Here is a 14,530-nt window from a genome sequence, read left to right on the forward strand (position 1 = left end):
CAATCCACTCTTCCGTAACGAACAGACCTATCCGAACAGTGCCATCCAGTGAAGCACGCGCCGCCCCCGATCTTCCGGCGGGGTACACGGCTCACAGCAACGGCAGCAGCATGAAGATGTCGTCCCGGTCGTCCCCGGGCGCCACCCGGATCGCGCCGGGCACCCGGCCGACCTCCTTGTAGCCGCAGGAGCCGTAGAACCGCTCCAGGCCGTGGCCGCCCCGGCAGGTGAGGCGGATCGCCTCGATGCCGTCGAGGCCGCGGGCGGCCCGTTCGGCGGCGGCGAGCAGGCCGCGGCCGTAGCCCCTGCCCTGGTGGCGGGGGTGGACCATCACCGTGTAGAGCCAGATCCAGTGCAGCATCAGCCGGTGCGTGTTGAAGGCGAGGAACACGGTCGCGGCGACCGTGCCCGTCTCGTCCCGGCCGACCAGCAGCCGGGTGCGGCCCTCCGCCATCGCGACGAAGTGCCTGACCAGCTCGGGCCGGATCTCGTCCACCGTGACCGGTGCCACGAAGCCGACCGAGCCGCCCGCGTTGGAGACGTCCGCCCACAGCGCGAGGATCTCCTCGCGCAGGGCAGGGGTTATCGCGGGGTCCAGTTCGAAAGTGAGCGCCATCGTTCCGTTCAGACTCGCATCGGCTGCGGCGACTCGCGCCGTGCCGGGTCCGGGCCGTCGTACTCGCGGATGATCTCGTACCGCGTGTTCCGCTCGACCGGCTGGAAACCGGCGTCGCGGATCAGGTCGAGGAGATCGTCGCGGGTGAGCTTGTTGGGGGTGCCGTAGTTGTCGGCGTCGTGCGTGATCTTGTACTCGACGACCGAGCCGTCCATGTCGTCCGCGCCGTGCTGGAGGGCGAGTTGGGCGGTCTGGACGCCGTGCATGACCCAGAAGACCTTGACGTGCGGGACGTTGTCGAAGAGCAGCCGGGAGACCGCGAAGGTCTTCAGGGCCTCGGCACCGGTGGCCATCTGCGTCCGCGCCTGCAGCCGGTTCCGGACCTTGCCGTCCTTCATGTCCACGAAGTCGTGCTGGTAGCGCAGCGGGATGAAGACCTGGAAACCGCCGGTCTCGTCCTGGAGTTCGCGCAGCCGCAGCACGTGGTCCACGCGGTGACGCGGCTCCTCGATGTGGCCGTAGAGCATGGTGCACGGGGTCTTGAGACCCTTCTCGTGCGCCAGCCGGTGGATCCGCGACCAGTCCTCCCAGTGCGTGCGGTGGTCCACGATGTGCTGGCGGACCTCCCAGTCGAAGATCTCCGCGCCGCCGCCGGTGAGGGACTCGAGCCCGGCGTCGATCAGCTCGTCGAGGATCTCGGAGGCGCTGAGCCCCGAGATCGTCTCGAAGTGATGGATCTCCGTGGCGGTGAAGGCCTTGAGGGAGACCTCCGGGAGGGCCTTCTTCAGCTCGCTCAGCGACCGCGGGTAGTAACGCCAAGGGAGGTTCGGGTGCAGCCCGTTGACGATGTGCAGCTCGGTGAGGTTCTCGCCCTCCATCGCCTTGGCGAGCCGGACGGCCTCCTCGATGCGCATCGTGTACGCGTCCTTCTCGCCCGGCTTGCGCTGGAACGAGCAGTACGCGCAGGACGCGGTGCACACGTTGGTCATGTTCAGGTGCCGGTTGACGTTGAAGTGGACGACATCGCCGTTCTTCCGCGTCCGCACCTCGTGCGCCAGCCCGCCCAGCCAGGCCAGGTCGTCCGACTCGTACAGCGCGATGCCGTCCTCGCGGGACAGCCGCTCACCGGAGCGGACCTTCTGCTCCAGCTCGCGCTTGAGCCCGACATCCATGCCCTTACCTCTTCCTAAGACAGACTTCTAGAACGGTACGCCTACGACTCTTCCGGCAGCTCTCCGACCCGGTTCTCCCACTTCGTGGAGAGCACGATCGTCGTACGGGTGCGGGACACGCCCTTGGTCCCGCTGAGCCGCCGGATGGTCTTCTCCAGCCCGTCCACGTCCGGTGCCCGCACCTTGAGCATGAACGAGTCCTCGCCCGCGATGAACCAGCAGTCCTCGATCTCGCTGAGGTCCTTCAGCCGGCGGGCCACGTCCTCGTGGTCGGCGGCGTCGGAGAGCGAGATGCCGATCAGGGCGATCACGCCGAGGCCGAGGGAGGCCGAGTCGACGGTCGCGCGGTAGCCGGTGATGACACCGGCCGCCTCCAGCCGGTTGATGCGGTCGGTGACGCTGGGTCCCGACAGGCCGACGAGGCGCCCCAGCTCCGCGTAGGAGGCCCGGCCGTTCTCTCTCAGGGCCTGGATGAGCTGCCTGTCCACCGCGTCCATGCGATCGGTTGCCTTCCGGTGATAACGATGGTGATGACGATGAATGAGTGCGTGCCGTGTGTCAGTCGGCGGTGCGGGAGCCCCCGAGGTCGCCCTTCCACCGCCGGTACAGACCGTGTTCGACGCCCGCCGCGTCCAGGACCCGCCCGGCGACGAAGTCCACCAGGTCCTGGATGTGGGTGGCGCCGGCGTAGAAACCGGGCGAGGCCGGCACCACGGCCGCGCCCAGGTCGTCCAGGGTCACCAGGTGCCGCAGCGTCTGCCCGTTCAACGGGGTCTCGCGTACGGAGACCACCAGCTTGCGCCCCTCCTTGAGGGTCACGCTCGCCGCCCGCTGCAACAGGTCCTTGCTCAGCCCGAGGGCGACCCCGGCGACACAGGCGGTCGACGCGGGCACGATCAGCATGCCCTTCGCGGGATACGACCCCGAGGACGGCCCCGCCGCGAGGTCGCCCGCGCTCCAGTGCCGTACGGCGTCGATGTCGGGCGCGAAGGTGCCGGGCTTGCCGTCGGCGCCGCGGGCCAGCCATTCCCGCAGGTCGTCCTGCCAGTGCGCGTCCCTGAAGGCGATCCCCGTCTCGTCCAGGAGGGTCAGCCGGGACGCCCGGGACACGACGAGGTCGACACTTTCGCCGGCGTCGAGGAGCGCGCGCAGGACCGCAGCCGCGTATGGGGTGCCGGAAGCGCCGGACACCCCTACGATCCAAGGCGTACGCGGCGTCTCTCCTGGCTTGACTGGGTTCACGACACCGAGCCTAGCTGGCGTGGCGGGGCGGGAACCGGCCAAGGGTGCCGGGGCGTTCTTCTGTGGGGACGAGCGAGTGGTGGGGGGTGCCATGTCCGGTACGGAGTTGGCGTGGTCGCGGGGCGACCGTGCGAAGGCCGCGGCGAAACTGATGGTGGGCTGGGTCGCGCTGTTGTGGCTGCTCGAAGTGGTCGACGTGCTCAGCGGCCACGCCCTGGACGGCCTCGGGATCGTCCCGCGCGAGCCCTCCGAGTTGCTCGACATCGTGCCCGCCGCGTTCATCCACTTCGGCTTCGCCCACGTGGCCGCGAACAGCGTGCCGCTGCTGGTGTTCGGCTTCCTCGCCGCGCTGGGCGGCATCCGCCGCTTCGCCGCCGTCTGCGCGCTGGTCATCGTCGCGGACGGCCTCGGCGTGTGGCTCATATCCCCGGCCCACACCAATACGGCGGGCGCCTCCGGCCTGATCTTCGGCCTCTTCGGCTTCCTGCTGATCACCGGCTTCGTCGAGCGCCGCCCGCTGGGCATCGCCGTCGGGCTGATCGTCGGCGCGGTCTGGGGCACCTCGATCCTGTTCGGGCTCGCGCCCACACAGTCGGGGGTGAGCTGGCAGGCGCATCTGGTCGGGCTGGTGGCGGGGGTGGGGGCGGCGTTCGTGTTCCGGCGCCGCACCACCACTGGGCAGCGCGGGGCGCTGAGCGCGTAGGGGGCGGGGCGCTGAGCGCGTAGGGCGCGGCGCGCTGAGCGCGGGTGGGGCGGCACGCTGACTGCAGGTAGGGCCGCGTACTGACCCCGGGTGGGGCCACACGCTGACCGCAGGTAGAGCCGCATACCGACCCCAGGTGGGGCCACACGCTGACCGCAGGTAGAGCCGCATACCGACCCCAGGTGGGGCCGCGCTGAGCGCAGATAGGGCCGCGCACCACCGGCCGCGGGTGGGGCCGCGCACCGACCGGCCAGGGGGCCGCCGCGCCGGCCGCGCAAGGCCACGGCACTGCCTACCGCACAAGGCCACGGCGCTGCCTACCGCACAGGCCGGCCCAGCGCCCCGCGCTCAGACAGTCAGCCCCCGCACCAGCAGATCCATCAACGCACACACGAACAACGCGATCCCGATGAACCCGTTGACGCTGAAGAACGCCCTGTTCAGCCGCGAAAGATCATGCGGCCGGACGATCGAGTGCTCGTACACGAACGCGCCCGCGACGATCAGCAGGCCGAACCAGAAGAAGGCGCCGGCGCCGGTCGCCGCGCCGTACCAGGCGAGGAGGGCCGTGGTGATGGCGTGGCAGACCCGCGCGCCCCAGATGGACGCCGGGATGCCGAAGCGGGCCGGGACCGACATGACGCCGGTCTCGCGGTCGGTCTCGATGTCCTGGCAGGCGTAGATCAGGTCGAAGCCGCCGATCCAGACGCCGACGGCGAGTCCGAGGATCACCGCGTCCCAGGACCACTCGCCGGTGATCGCCAGCCAGCCGCCGACCGGGCCCATCGCCTGGGCGAGACCGAGGATGGCCTGCGGGAAGTTCGTGAACCGCTTGCCGTACGGATAGACCACCATCGGGATCACCGCGATGGGGGCCAGCGCCAGACAGAGGGGGTTGAGGAGGGCCGCCGAGCCGAGGAAAATGACCAGCGCGACCAGCGCGCCCGTCCACGCGTGCTTCACCGTCATCGCGCCGGTGACCAGCTCGCGGTGCGCCGTGCGCGGGTTACGGGCGTCGATCTCCCGGTCGATGATCCGGTTGACCGCCATCGCGAACGTCCGCAGCCCCACCATGCAGATGGTGACCAGCAGCAGCCGCCCCCAGTGGATGTTCCTGTCCCACTGGAACATCGCGGTCAGCGCGGCGATGTAGGCGAAGGGCAGGGCGAAGACGGAGTGCTCGATCATGACGAGGCGTAGGAACGCCTTGGTGCGCCCCGGCTGCGGGATCGCGGCTGATGCGCTGCTCACGAAAGTCCGTACTCCTTCCACCGGCGGTCGACCTTCGCCGCCGTCTCCGGGTCGGACAGCACCATCTCGGGCCAGCCGCCGTCCCGTGTGTAGCCCTCCTCGGGCCACTTCCTCGTCGCGTCGATGCCCGCCTTGCCGCCCCAGAACTGCTGGTAGGAGGCGTGGTCGAGGTGATCGACGGGTCCTTCCACGACCGACAGGTCACGGGCGTAGTCCGTGTTGCCGAGGGCCCGCCACGCGACCTCGTGCAGATCGTGGACGTCGCAGTCGGCGTCGACGACCACGATCAGCTTGGTCAGGGACATCATGTGCGCACCCCAGACCGCGTGCATCACCTTCTGGGCGTGCTTCGGGTACTTCTTGTCGATGGAGACGATCGCGCAGTTGTGGAATCCGCCCGCTTCGGGCAGGTGGTAGTCCACGATGTCCGGCACGATGATCTTCAGAAGGGGGAGGAAGAAGCGCTCCGTGGCCCGTCCCAGCGGTCCATCCTCCGTCGGAGGCCGTCCTACGACGATCGACTGGAGCAACGGCCGCTTCCGCATCGTGACGCAGTCGATGGTGAGCGCGGGGAAGGGCTCCTGCGGGGTGTAGAACCCGGTGTGGTCCCCGAACGGCCCCTCCGGCAGCATCTCGCCGGGCTCCAGCCACCCCTCGATGACGACCTCGGCCTGCGCCGGCACCTGCAACGGCACGGTCTTGCAGTCGACCATCTCGATCCGCTTGCCCGCGATGAACCCGGCGAACAGGTACTCGTCGATGTCACCGGGAAGGGGCGCGGTGGAGGCGTACGTCACGGCGGGCGGACACCCGAAGGCGATCGCGACCGGCAGCCGCTCGCCCCTCCGGGCCGCGACCTGATAGTGATTCCGGCTGTCCTTGTGGATCTGCCAGTGCATGCCGATGGTGCGCTTGTCGTGCCGCTGGAGCCGGTAGAGCCCGAGGTTGCGGATCCCGCTCTCCGGGTCCTTCGTGTGCGTCAGCCCCAGGTTGAAGAAGGACCCGCCGTCCTGCGGCCAGGTGAAGAGGGCCGGCAGGGCGTCGAGATCGACGTCGTCGCCGTGCAGCACGACCTCGTGCACCGGCGCGTCCTTGACCTTCTTCGGCGGCACATGGGTCATCGACCCGAGCTTCCCGAAGGCGTCCCGCACGCCCACGAACCCCTGCGGCAGCTCGGGCCGCAGCAGCCCGCCGATCTTCTCGGAGATCTCGCCGTAGGACTTCAGCCCCAGCGCTTTCAGCAGCCGCCGGTCGGTCCCGAAGACGTTCATGGCAAGGGGCATGCTCGCGCCGCGCACGTTCTCGAAGAGCAGCGCGGGTCCGCCGGCCTTCTGGACCCGGTCGACGATCTCCCCGACCTCCAGACAGGGGTCCACCTCGGCCTTGATGCGCTTGAGGTCTCCCTCGTGCTCCAGTGCCCTGAGCAGGGAGCGAAGATCGTCGTAAGCCATGTGTCCAAGTATCGGCCACCCGCTAACCTGACCCCGTCACCGGGGCCGTCTCACCTCTCAGGAGAATCTCGCCACCATGCTCAGGTATCTGCCCACCCTGCTGGTCCTGGCCCTGTGGATCTACGCCTTCGTGGACTGCCTGAACACGCCCGAGGGGGACGTACGGGGCATGCCGAAGCTGGCGTGGGTCTTCGTCATCCTGCTCTTCGGCGGGGTCCTGGTCGGCCCGATCGCCTGGCTGATCGCGGGCCGGGCCCGCCGCGACCCGGCCGGGGCGACCGCCGAGCAGGGCCAGTGGATCGCGCCGGACGACAACCCCGAGTTCCTGAAGTCCCTGAACAAGGACGATCCCAAGGCCGACTGATGGAACTCCGGCTCCTCGTCACCTTCGAGAAGGTCGCCACCGTCCTGAGCTTCACCCGGGCGGCGGCCGACCTGAAGTACGCGCAGTCCAGCGTCACCAGCCAGATCCGCGCCCTGGAGTCGTCCCTCGGCACCGAACTCTTCGACCGCCTGGGCAGCCGTATCCGCCTCACGGAGGCGGGCGAACGGCTCCTCCCCTACGCCCGCCGGATCATCGAACTGACGGAGGAGGCCCGAGCGGCGGTCACCGGCACGGCGGAACCGTCCGGTTCGCTGACGGTCGGCACGATGGAGTCACTGACCTCCTACCGCCTCTCACCGCTCCTGGAGTACTTCCACCACCGCTACCCGAAGGTCCGCCTCTCCCTCCGCACGACGATCGGCGACGAGACCCGGCAGGCGCTGCGGCAGGGCACGTACGACGTCGGCTTCCTCATGGAGCGGGAGACCGAGCACACCGGCCTGGAGACCGAGGTCCTGACGGTGGAACCCCTGGTGCTGGTGGCGGCCCCCGGCCATCCACTCGTCGGGAAGCATCCCGAGAAGGCCGATCTCGTACGACAGCCCCTGCTCGCCCTCGAACCCGGCTGCGCCTACCGGGACTTGTTCGAGCAGGAGCTCAAGTCGCTCGGTGAACCGGTGGAGTTCATGGAGTTCGGGACCATCGAGGCGACCAAGCGCGCGGCGGCGGCCGGCCTCGGGATCTCGTTACTGCCCGAGGTGACGGTCGCCGCCGAACTCGCGGAGGGTTCTCTCCAACGGCTGCTCTGGGAGCCGCCGTTCACGCTTCGCACGCAGCTCGCGTGGCGGGCCGGGAAGCGGCTTCCGGCGCATGTGCGGCTGTTTGTGGAGCAGGCGCGGAGGCTGGTGTCCGAGCAAGGGTGACCTTGAGGCTCGCGAGGACGATCAGCGGGACGCCCAGCGCCTGGACGAGCCCGATGTGGTGGCCGTAGACCGCCCAGTCCATGACCATCGCGACGGCCGGGTAGACGAAGGCGAGGACGGCGATCTTCGAGGTCGGGAGCTTGGCGTAGGCGGCGTACAGCAGGACGTACATCACGCCGGTGTGAACGACCCCGAGCCCGACCAGCCACCCCCAGTCGGCCCCCTCCCCGCTCATCGCGCCGAAGTCGGCGAAGGGCAGGAGCAGCGGAATGCCCACGACGACCTGGACGAGGGCGATGAGATGCGGGCGTACCCCGCTGATCCGCTTCGTCACCAGGGTGGACAGACCGTAGAGCAGCGCGGCGAGGAGGGCCTGCCCGACGCCCGTCAGATAGCCGCCGCCGCTGGTGAGGTCGCCCGGGGTGACCCCCGAGACCAGGATCAGCCCGGCGAAGGCCACGACGACCCAGCCGACCTTGGCGGCCGTGAGCCGCTCGCGGAAGAGCAGGGCACCCAGCAGCACCACGTAGAAGGGCTGCGTGTGATAGACGACCGTCGCGACCGAGATCGACGTGTTCTCGTACGCCGAGAACAGCAGGACCCAGTTGAGGACGATGAACACCCCGCCCAGGACGGCGAGTCCGAGGGTGCGCGGGGTGAAGCCGTGGTCGCGCAGCCAGCCGCGGGAGAGGACATAGCCGCCGAGGGCCAGGGCGCCGAACACGACACGGAAGAACACGACATCGAAGGGCGAGGCGCCGGACTCGACGACGAAGACGCCGAGGGTGCCGGAGAGCATCATCGCCGCCGTCAGCTGGGCCGTGCCCTTGTTCTCCGGGGTCATGGGGACGAAGCTACGACCGGGCGCCGGTCCGGGTCGACGGGCTGGTGGGGTGTCCTGCCGATGGGGGCATCGGCGCGGTCGATGCCCGCAGGTCGCCGGGGATACGTGCAGGTTGTACGCCGACGGGGCTCCCGATGCGGACAATGCGCCTCTGGGCCCGGACCGGCAGGAACCGGACACTTACCTCGCATGACGACTGCTCCCGCCGACTCCACCGGCACCCTCGCCCCCGCATACGGTGACAAGGTCATCGCCGTCGAGACGGCGGGTGCCGAGCCCATCCCCGACGCCGAACGACACGGCAGCCCGCTCCAGCTTCTCTGGACCTGGGCCTCCCCGAACATCGAGTTCGCGACCGTCTACATCGGCGTGATCTCGGTCCTCTTCTTCGGCCTGAGCTTCTGGCAGGCGACCGCCGCGATCGTGCTGGGCACGGGCCTCGGCGCGATCACGCAGGGCTTCCTCTCGCTGGACGGCCCGCGCTTCGGCGTCCCGCAGATGGTGATCGGCCGCTTCTCCTTCGGCTTCCGCGGCAACATCCTGCCCTCGGCGGCGAACGGCCTGGTGGCGGGCGTGGGCTGGTTCGCGGTGAACAGCGTGAGCGCGGCGTTCGCCCTGAACACCCTCACCGGCCTGCGCCCCCTCCCCTCCCTGCTGCTGGTGGTCGTGGCCGAGATCCTGATCGGCTTCATCGGCCACAACTTCGTGCACACCTTCGAGAGGTACGCCTTCCCGGCGCTCGCGGTGATCTTCCTGCTGGCCGGCGTGTGGACCTTCAAGGACGCGCACCTCGGCGGGGGCGGCACGGGCGGCGGCATCGGCGGCTTCCTGCTCGCGCTCAGCGCGGCCTGGGGCTACGCGGCGGGCTGGAACCCGTACGCGACGGACTACTCGCGCTATCTCCCGCGCACGGCGAACAAGTTCAAGACGATCCTCTACCCGGCGGTCGGCCTGTTCGTGTCGGTGACGTTCGTGGCGGTGATGGGAGCGGCGTCGGCAACCCTCGTCGCCCCGAAGGACGCGACTCCCACCGCAGCCTTCACGGGCCATCTCCCCGGCTGGCTGGGCGACTTGGTGCTGATCGCGATCATTCTCGGCGCGGTCTCGGCGAACGCCCTGAACGTCTACTCCGGCGCGATCTCCCTCACCGCCCTCGGCCTGAAGCTCCCCGCCTGGCTGAACCGCAGCGTCCTGGTCGTGGTGTCGGGCGTGGCCGGTACGGCGGCGGCGTGGGCGTCACTGTCCGACGCGGGCTCGGCGTACGAGGCGTTCCTGCTGGTCATCGCGTACTGGGTGGCGCCCTGGCTGGGCGTGGTCCTGGTGGAGCGCTGGTTCCAGTCCCGCACCCCGGACGCCGAACTGGCCCCCCGCCTGACCGACCCCACCTTCACCAACTGGCCCGGCCTGGCAGCCCTGTTGATCGGCATCGGAGTCTCGGTCCCGCTCTTCTCCAACCAGGAGGACTACGTCGGCTACGTCCCGAAGCACTGGCCGTCGTTCGGCGACAGCACCCCGATCGTGGGCTTCGTGCTGAGCGCGGTGCTGTACGTGGTGCTGCGTTCGGTACTGCGGCCGAAGGAGCGGGCGCAGCCGTCGGCGGCCTGATCCCTCCCCGCGTTACTCGACGATCACGTCACGGAAGGACGAGCGCGAGGAGTCCGGGGAAGCGGGCCTCGAACTCCTCACGCCGTAGCCGGTTGACCCGCTTGGGTCCTTCGTCACGCTGCTCGACGAGGCCCGCGTCACGCAGGACAGCGAAGTGATGACTGAGAGCGGCCTTGCCGACGGGCACGTCGAAGCTGCCGCAGGACCGCGACCACTCCGCCGAACCCGCCAACTCCCGTACGAGGGTGAGGCGTACGGGGTCGGCGAGGGCGGCGAGGACGGTCTGTACGGGGACGTCGTCGGGGTGGGTGTGCTCGGGGGCGGCCCGATGACTTCCACTGGTGCCGGTTCGCTGCGCCACGCCCGCCTCCTGCTCCCGCTCCCGCTTGCCGACTGTTCGATGAAAACCATACACTCGCGAGTGTTCGCTTTTCATTGAACAGCCGAGCGAGGAGTGTGTGTGGCATGCGCGCGGTCGAGGTCCAGCAGTACGGCGGTCCCGAGGTCCTGAAGGTCGTCGAAACGGAGGTCCCGCGGCCCGGCCCCGGCCAGGTGAGCGTCGACGTGGCGTACACCGGGGTGAACTTCGCCGACCTGAAGGCGCGGGCCGAGGGGTACCGGGTGCCAAGTCTCCCGTTCGTACCGGGACTTGAGATCTCGGGACGCGTACGGGAGATCGGCGCGGGCGTCTCCGACGGCCTGACCGTGGGCCAGGAGGTCGTCGCCCTCACGGCGGGCGGCGCCTACGCGGACGTCGCCGTCGCCGACGCGGCAACCGTCTTCCCGCTCCCCGAGGGCATCGACCTCCGCACGGCGGCCACGCTCCCCACGGTCCTCCCGACCGCCTACGCCCTCGTCCACTCGGTCGGCCGACTGCAACCCGGCGAGACGATCCTCGTCCAGGGCGCGGCGGGCGGAATCGGCACGGTGGTGGGGCAGTTGGCGCGGGCGGCGGGGGCCGGGGCGGTGTACGGGGTCGTATCGAGCGCGGCGAAGGCGGAGTTCGCCCGCGGGTACGGCTACGACGAGGTGTTCGTCGGCGAGTTCGAGGCGCCGGTGCGGGCGGCGACGTCCGGCCGCGGAGTCGACCTGGCCCTGGACCCGGTGGGCGGCGAGACCCTCCGCGCCGGCCTGGCCTCCCTCGCGACCTACGGCCGCCTCGTCTCCTTCGGCAACGCGAGCTCGGCGACACCGTGGCAGGTGGGCCAACCCGAGCTGTACCCCGGCGCCCTGTCCGTCTCCGGCTTCTCGATCCTCACCCTCGCGAAGACGGACCCGGCGGCGCTACGGGCGTTGACCGAGCGGGCGTTCGCGACGGTGGTCGCCGGTGCGGTGTCGTTGCCGGTGACCGGGGAGTTCGGGTTGGAGGAGGCGGCGGAGGCGCATCGGGTGATGGGGGCGCGGACGAGTGTGGGGAAGTTGCTGCTCAGGGTGGGTGGACTAAGCAGCTGACCGGGCCTGGAGCGGGATCCTCGGTACCCTCGATACATGGACTACGCGAAGATGCGCACGATCGCGGAGGAGCTCGGGGCATATGCCGAGGGCCTTGAGGGTACCTGGACCGTCGAGATCGGCCCGTCGGGCCCGATACTGGCGATGATGTGCCCGTCGAAGCGGCACGAGGGCACGATCAGCCGTATCCGGAACCAGCTGAACGCACAGCTTCCCGCTACCTACCCCGGGTATATGTGCGAGAACGGGCCGGAGATCGAGCACCCGTCGATCGGCCGCATGCGGCGCCCGGACGCCGTCGTCATCCCCGAGGACGCACTCGACGAGGAAGGCCTCGCGGTCGACGCGACGCAGGCGCTGGCGGTGATCGAGATCGTCTCGCCGTCCAACCCGAACAACGACTACGTCGAGAAGCTCGCCGACTATCCCGCCATGGGCATCGCCCACTACCTGATCGTCGACCCCCGCACCGGCACGATCGAGGTCCACTCCGATCCGTGCAGGACCGGGTACGCCCGTAAGGACCCCTACATCTTCGGGGACGCGGTGCCCTTCGGCCCCTGGACGGTGGACACGTCCGCCTTTCGCCGGTACGGCAAGGCGGGGAACGACGTCAGCGAAGAGCAGCCGTGAACGCCGACCAAGCGGAACGGGTGAGCATCAGCACCGGGCCCTCGCAGAGCTTGCTGTCACGCACCGGCACGACGGCGGGGAAAGCGGGGGCGATATCGACGCAGTTGCCGCCGTTGTTGTCGCTGTAGCTGCTCTTGGTCCAGGTCGCCGCGCCGAGTTCGCGCGTGTCCATGGTGCTCGTAACCCTTACCGCCGCAGCTTCGCGGACTACGCGGTGCTGGCTCCACAGCCGTAGACCTGGCTGCGGAGCCCCCCTCCTTGGCCCCTCTTTGGCCTCTCTCCTCGGGTCAGCCGAACTTCGGCAGGTCGCTGGAGCAGGTCAACTGACCTGTGTCCGCAGGGACGATGCGCTCGACGGAACCGGGCCGACCGTCGGTGACCTTCAGCTGGGCTGCCGACAGGTAACCGATGAACAACTGCTTCCCGGTGGGCACGGCGGCGGGATGGAAGTCGAAGACGACACGGCCGTCAGCCTCCCGGTGGGCGGTACGCACCTTCTCGACGCCGGGCCCGGAGCCGTGCCGGTCGAGCGTCGCCGGGTCATCGACTCCCCTGCAGAACTCGCCCACCTTGATGAGCACCGGGAACCCCGCCGCATCCAGCGCCCGTTCCAGCCCCGCGTGATCGTCGAAGTAGGCCTGCTTGTCCCAACTCACCCTGATGGAACCGTTCTTGAGGCTGTCGACGGCGTAGGCGGCGGTGTGGATGTGCACGGTGCCCGCGCCGGTGGCGAGTTCGTCCGACGGGGGTGCCGTGGAGGGGTTGCCGTAGGTGGACACACCCAGCGCCAGCCCGGTCACGGCCACCGCGCCCACCAGGGTGACGACCCGCCGCCTGCTCCGCCGCGCGCGTCCGGCGGCGGCGATCCGCTCGACGGGGGTGTCGAGGGTGACGTCGGCGAACGAGGTCCGCAGCGCGTCGAGTACGTCGGTTACGTCCGTGTCGTGTTCGGTCATGGTCCGGCCTCCGGGGTGACGAGATGGCCGCGCAGGGTCGCGACGGCCCGTGACAGGTGGGCGGTGACGGTGCCGGGCGCGATCCCCAGTGCCTTTGCCGTCGCCTCGGTGTCGAGGTCGAGGAAGACCCGGAAGGCGATCACCTCCCGCTGGCGGCGCGGCAGTTGGCGCAGCAGGACGAGCAGCGCGGGGTCTAGGCCGACGTCAGCGACCGCGGGTGCGGGCCGGTCCTGACCGGCATCGTCGAGGGCCACCTCGCGCCGTCTCCGCCGCCACCACGAGACACGCGTGTTGAACGCCGTACGCACGACCCATGCCCGGGGCGCGGGATGCCGCCCGACTTTCGGCCAGGCCATCCACGCCCGGGTGAACGCCTCCGCCACCAGATCCTCGGCGAGCTGCCGCTCCCCCACACCGGCGAGCACGGCCCTGAGGCACACGTCCCGGCTGCTGCTGTAGAACTCCGCGAACTCCAGCTCCTTCACACTCCCTATACGCCTCGGGGGTGGGATTCGCTTACTTGGGGGTGTCGCGGGTGGCCGGGGGTCGGTGGAGTGAGCGCGTGTCAATACGTGAACGTTGGGCCGCCCGCTTCTTTGTCAGTGTCGGGATTGCGCGAGCCGAGTAAAGGGCGCTCCGCTGCGCTGCGCGTCGGCTGCGCCGATTGCGCTGCGCTCCACCCTTGACTCGTCTCACGCAATCCCGGTGGAGAAGCGAGCGGGCGGCCCGGAGGGATGGGTGGCCAGGCAGGTAACCCGTCGGGTGGGCTGCGCTGCGGGCCGGTGCGGCGGGAGCGCGCCCGCGTCTCGCCAGCACGCCGGGCAGGCTCAGCGGCCAACCCCCGGTGGGGACTGACGGAGGGGGTGATGCCGCCCACGCTGTGTGGCATGCCGGGCCGCGGTGGCGGGGGCGCGTTCGCCTCTCGCCTGCACGCCGGGCAGGTTCAGCGGCCAACCACCGGTGGGGACACCCGCATCGGGGGAGGCCACCCGGGCGTATCGGGGAGGCATCCCGGGCTGCGGTGCATGCGCCGGGCCGGTGCGGCGGGGCGCGCCCGCCTCTCGCCTGCACGCCGGGCCGTCTCGGCGGCCAACCGCCGGTGGGAACGGACCTACCGAGCGGGGTGCGGGTGACGGGTAGCGGGGTGGTGGGGTGGCGGGGTGGCGGGGTGGCGGGGTGGCGGTTTGGGTGGTAGCCCGCATCTGCCCATTCCTACTCGGCCCGGGGCTCACTTTGCCGCCCGCCCCCACCCCCACCCACCCCCTACCCTCTGGAGGCTGGGGTCATTTCTAACCGCTCACATGCCATGCCAGTGGTTAGTCTGACACCCGGCTTCCAGCAACCCCCCACCCCGTCC

General features: G+C 69.9%; 17 protein-coding genes. 6 read left to right on the forward strand and 11 right to left on the reverse strand.

Annotated features, from left to right (window positions below; all coding sequences use genetic code 11):
• Positions 1-91 precede the first annotated feature (91 nt).
• The 4 genes from ACIQBL_RS40120 to ACIQBL_RS40135 form a co-directional block, all read right to left on the reverse strand.
• The gene (locus ACIQBL_RS40120; RefSeq protein ID WP_401951609.1) at positions 92-616 is read right to left on the reverse strand and encodes a GNAT family N-acetyltransferase; all 525 of its coding nucleotides are present in this window, start codon (positions 614-616) and stop codon (positions 92-94) included.
• An 8-nt stretch (positions 617-624) separates the two neighbouring features.
• Positions 625-1,788, reverse strand: a complete 1,164-nt coding sequence (gene mqnE / locus ACIQBL_RS40125) for an aminofutalosine synthase MqnE (protein WP_401951611.1) — start codon at positions 1,786-1,788, stop codon at positions 625-627.
• 41 nt (positions 1,789-1,829) lie between these two features.
• Positions 1,830-2,285: an Lrp/AsnC family transcriptional regulator gene (locus ACIQBL_RS40130; protein WP_043682487.1), complete on the reverse strand. Its 456-nt coding sequence runs from the start codon at positions 2,283-2,285 to the stop codon at positions 1,830-1,832.
• Positions 2,286-2,346: 61 nt separating this feature from the next.
• Positions 2,347-2,979, reverse strand: coding sequence for a UbiX family flavin prenyltransferase (locus ACIQBL_RS40135; RefSeq protein WP_401951614.1), 633 nt, complete (start codon positions 2,977-2,979; stop codon positions 2,347-2,349).
• A 142-nt stretch (positions 2,980-3,121) separates the two neighbouring features.
• Here ACIQBL_RS40135 and ACIQBL_RS40140 point away from each other — a divergent pair, with 142 nt between their 5' ends.
• Positions 3,122-3,733 (forward strand): rhomboid family intramembrane serine protease, encoded by a 612-nt coding sequence (locus ACIQBL_RS40140; protein ID WP_401951661.1) that lies wholly within the window; start codon positions 3,122-3,124, stop codon positions 3,731-3,733.
• Between the two features lie 348 nt (positions 3,734-4,081).
• Here the strand turns inward: ACIQBL_RS40140 and mqnP are convergent, their stop codons facing one another.
• Positions 4,082-4,984, reverse strand: coding sequence for a menaquinone biosynthesis prenyltransferase MqnP (gene mqnP, locus ACIQBL_RS40145; RefSeq protein WP_401951617.1), 903 nt, complete (start codon positions 4,982-4,984; stop codon positions 4,082-4,084).
• The gene (locus ACIQBL_RS40150) at positions 4,981-6,435 is read right to left on the reverse strand and encodes a menaquinone biosynthesis decarboxylase (RefSeq protein WP_401951619.1); all 1,455 of its coding nucleotides are present in this window, start codon (positions 6,433-6,435) and stop codon (positions 4,981-4,983) included. Before ACIQBL_RS40150 ends, mqnP begins: the two co-directional genes overlap by 4 nt.
• 76 nt (positions 6,436-6,511) lie before the next feature.
• Here ACIQBL_RS40150 and ACIQBL_RS40155 point away from each other — a divergent pair, with 76 nt between their 5' ends.
• Positions 6,512-6,799: a PLD nuclease N-terminal domain-containing protein gene (locus tag ACIQBL_RS40155; protein WP_401951622.1), complete on the forward strand. Its 288-nt coding sequence runs from the start codon at positions 6,512-6,514 to the stop codon at positions 6,797-6,799.
• Positions 6,799-7,683 (forward strand): LysR family transcriptional regulator, encoded by an 885-nt coding sequence (locus ACIQBL_RS40160; RefSeq protein ID WP_401951625.1) that lies wholly within the window; start codon positions 6,799-6,801, stop codon positions 7,681-7,683. Before ACIQBL_RS40155 ends, ACIQBL_RS40160 begins: the two co-directional genes overlap by 1 nt.
• On the opposite strand, the gene ACIQBL_RS40165 is transcribed toward ACIQBL_RS40160, so the two are convergent.
• Positions 7,580-8,527: a DMT family transporter gene (locus tag ACIQBL_RS40165; RefSeq protein ID WP_401951628.1), complete on the reverse strand. Its 948-nt coding sequence runs from the start codon at positions 8,525-8,527 to the stop codon at positions 7,580-7,582. The genes ACIQBL_RS40160 and ACIQBL_RS40165 overlap by 104 nt on opposite strands.
• 189 nt (positions 8,528-8,716) lie before the next feature.
• On the opposite strand from ACIQBL_RS40165, the gene ACIQBL_RS40170 reads away from it, so the two are divergent.
• Positions 8,717-10,132 carry a purine-cytosine permease family protein gene (locus tag ACIQBL_RS40170; protein WP_401951631.1) on the forward strand — a complete coding sequence of 472 codons (1,416 nt, stop codon included), beginning with the start codon at positions 8,717-8,719 and terminating at the stop codon, positions 10,130-10,132.
• 28 nt (positions 10,133-10,160) lie between these two features.
• On the opposite strand, the gene ACIQBL_RS40175 is transcribed toward ACIQBL_RS40170, so the two are convergent.
• A complete protein-coding gene (locus ACIQBL_RS40175) occupies positions 10,161-10,493 on the reverse strand; it encodes an ArsR/SmtB family transcription factor (RefSeq protein WP_401951633.1) in 333 nt (110 codons plus the stop codon).
• Positions 10,494-10,597: 104 nt separating this feature from the next.
• On the opposite strand from ACIQBL_RS40175, the gene ACIQBL_RS40180 reads away from it, so the two are divergent.
• Both ACIQBL_RS40180 and ACIQBL_RS40185 read left to right on the forward strand, forming a co-directional pair.
• The gene (locus tag ACIQBL_RS40180; protein WP_401951635.1) at positions 10,598-11,584 is read left to right on the forward strand and encodes a zinc-binding alcohol dehydrogenase family protein; all 987 of its coding nucleotides are present in this window, start codon (positions 10,598-10,600) and stop codon (positions 11,582-11,584) included.
• Positions 11,585-11,620: 36 nt separating this feature from the next.
• Positions 11,621-12,217, forward strand: coding sequence for a Uma2 family endonuclease (locus ACIQBL_RS40185; RefSeq protein WP_401951637.1), 597 nt, complete (start codon positions 11,621-11,623; stop codon positions 12,215-12,217).
• On the opposite strand, the gene ACIQBL_RS40190 is transcribed toward ACIQBL_RS40185, so the two are convergent.
• The 3 genes from ACIQBL_RS40190 to ACIQBL_RS40200 form a co-directional block, all read right to left on the reverse strand.
• Complete coding sequence (locus tag ACIQBL_RS40190; protein WP_401951639.1) at positions 12,198-12,389, reverse strand: DUF397 domain-containing protein; 192 nt, start codon at positions 12,387-12,389, stop codon at positions 12,198-12,200. The two genes, ACIQBL_RS40185 and ACIQBL_RS40190, sit on opposite strands and share 20 nt — an antisense overlap.
• A gap of 115 nt (positions 12,390-12,504) precedes the next feature.
• Positions 12,505-13,173 (reverse strand): hypothetical protein, encoded by a 669-nt coding sequence (locus tag ACIQBL_RS40195; protein ID WP_401951642.1) that lies wholly within the window; start codon positions 13,171-13,173, stop codon positions 12,505-12,507.
• Complete coding sequence (locus ACIQBL_RS40200; RefSeq protein ID WP_401951644.1) at positions 13,170-13,658, reverse strand: sigma-70 family RNA polymerase sigma factor; 489 nt, start codon at positions 13,656-13,658, stop codon at positions 13,170-13,172. Before ACIQBL_RS40200 ends, ACIQBL_RS40195 begins: the two co-directional genes overlap by 4 nt.
• Positions 13,659-14,530 lie beyond the last annotated feature (872 nt).

This window comes from Streptomyces sp. NPDC088350, from assembly GCF_044753545.1.
Lineage (GTDB): Bacteria > Actinomycetota > Actinomycetes > Streptomycetales > Streptomycetaceae > Streptomyces.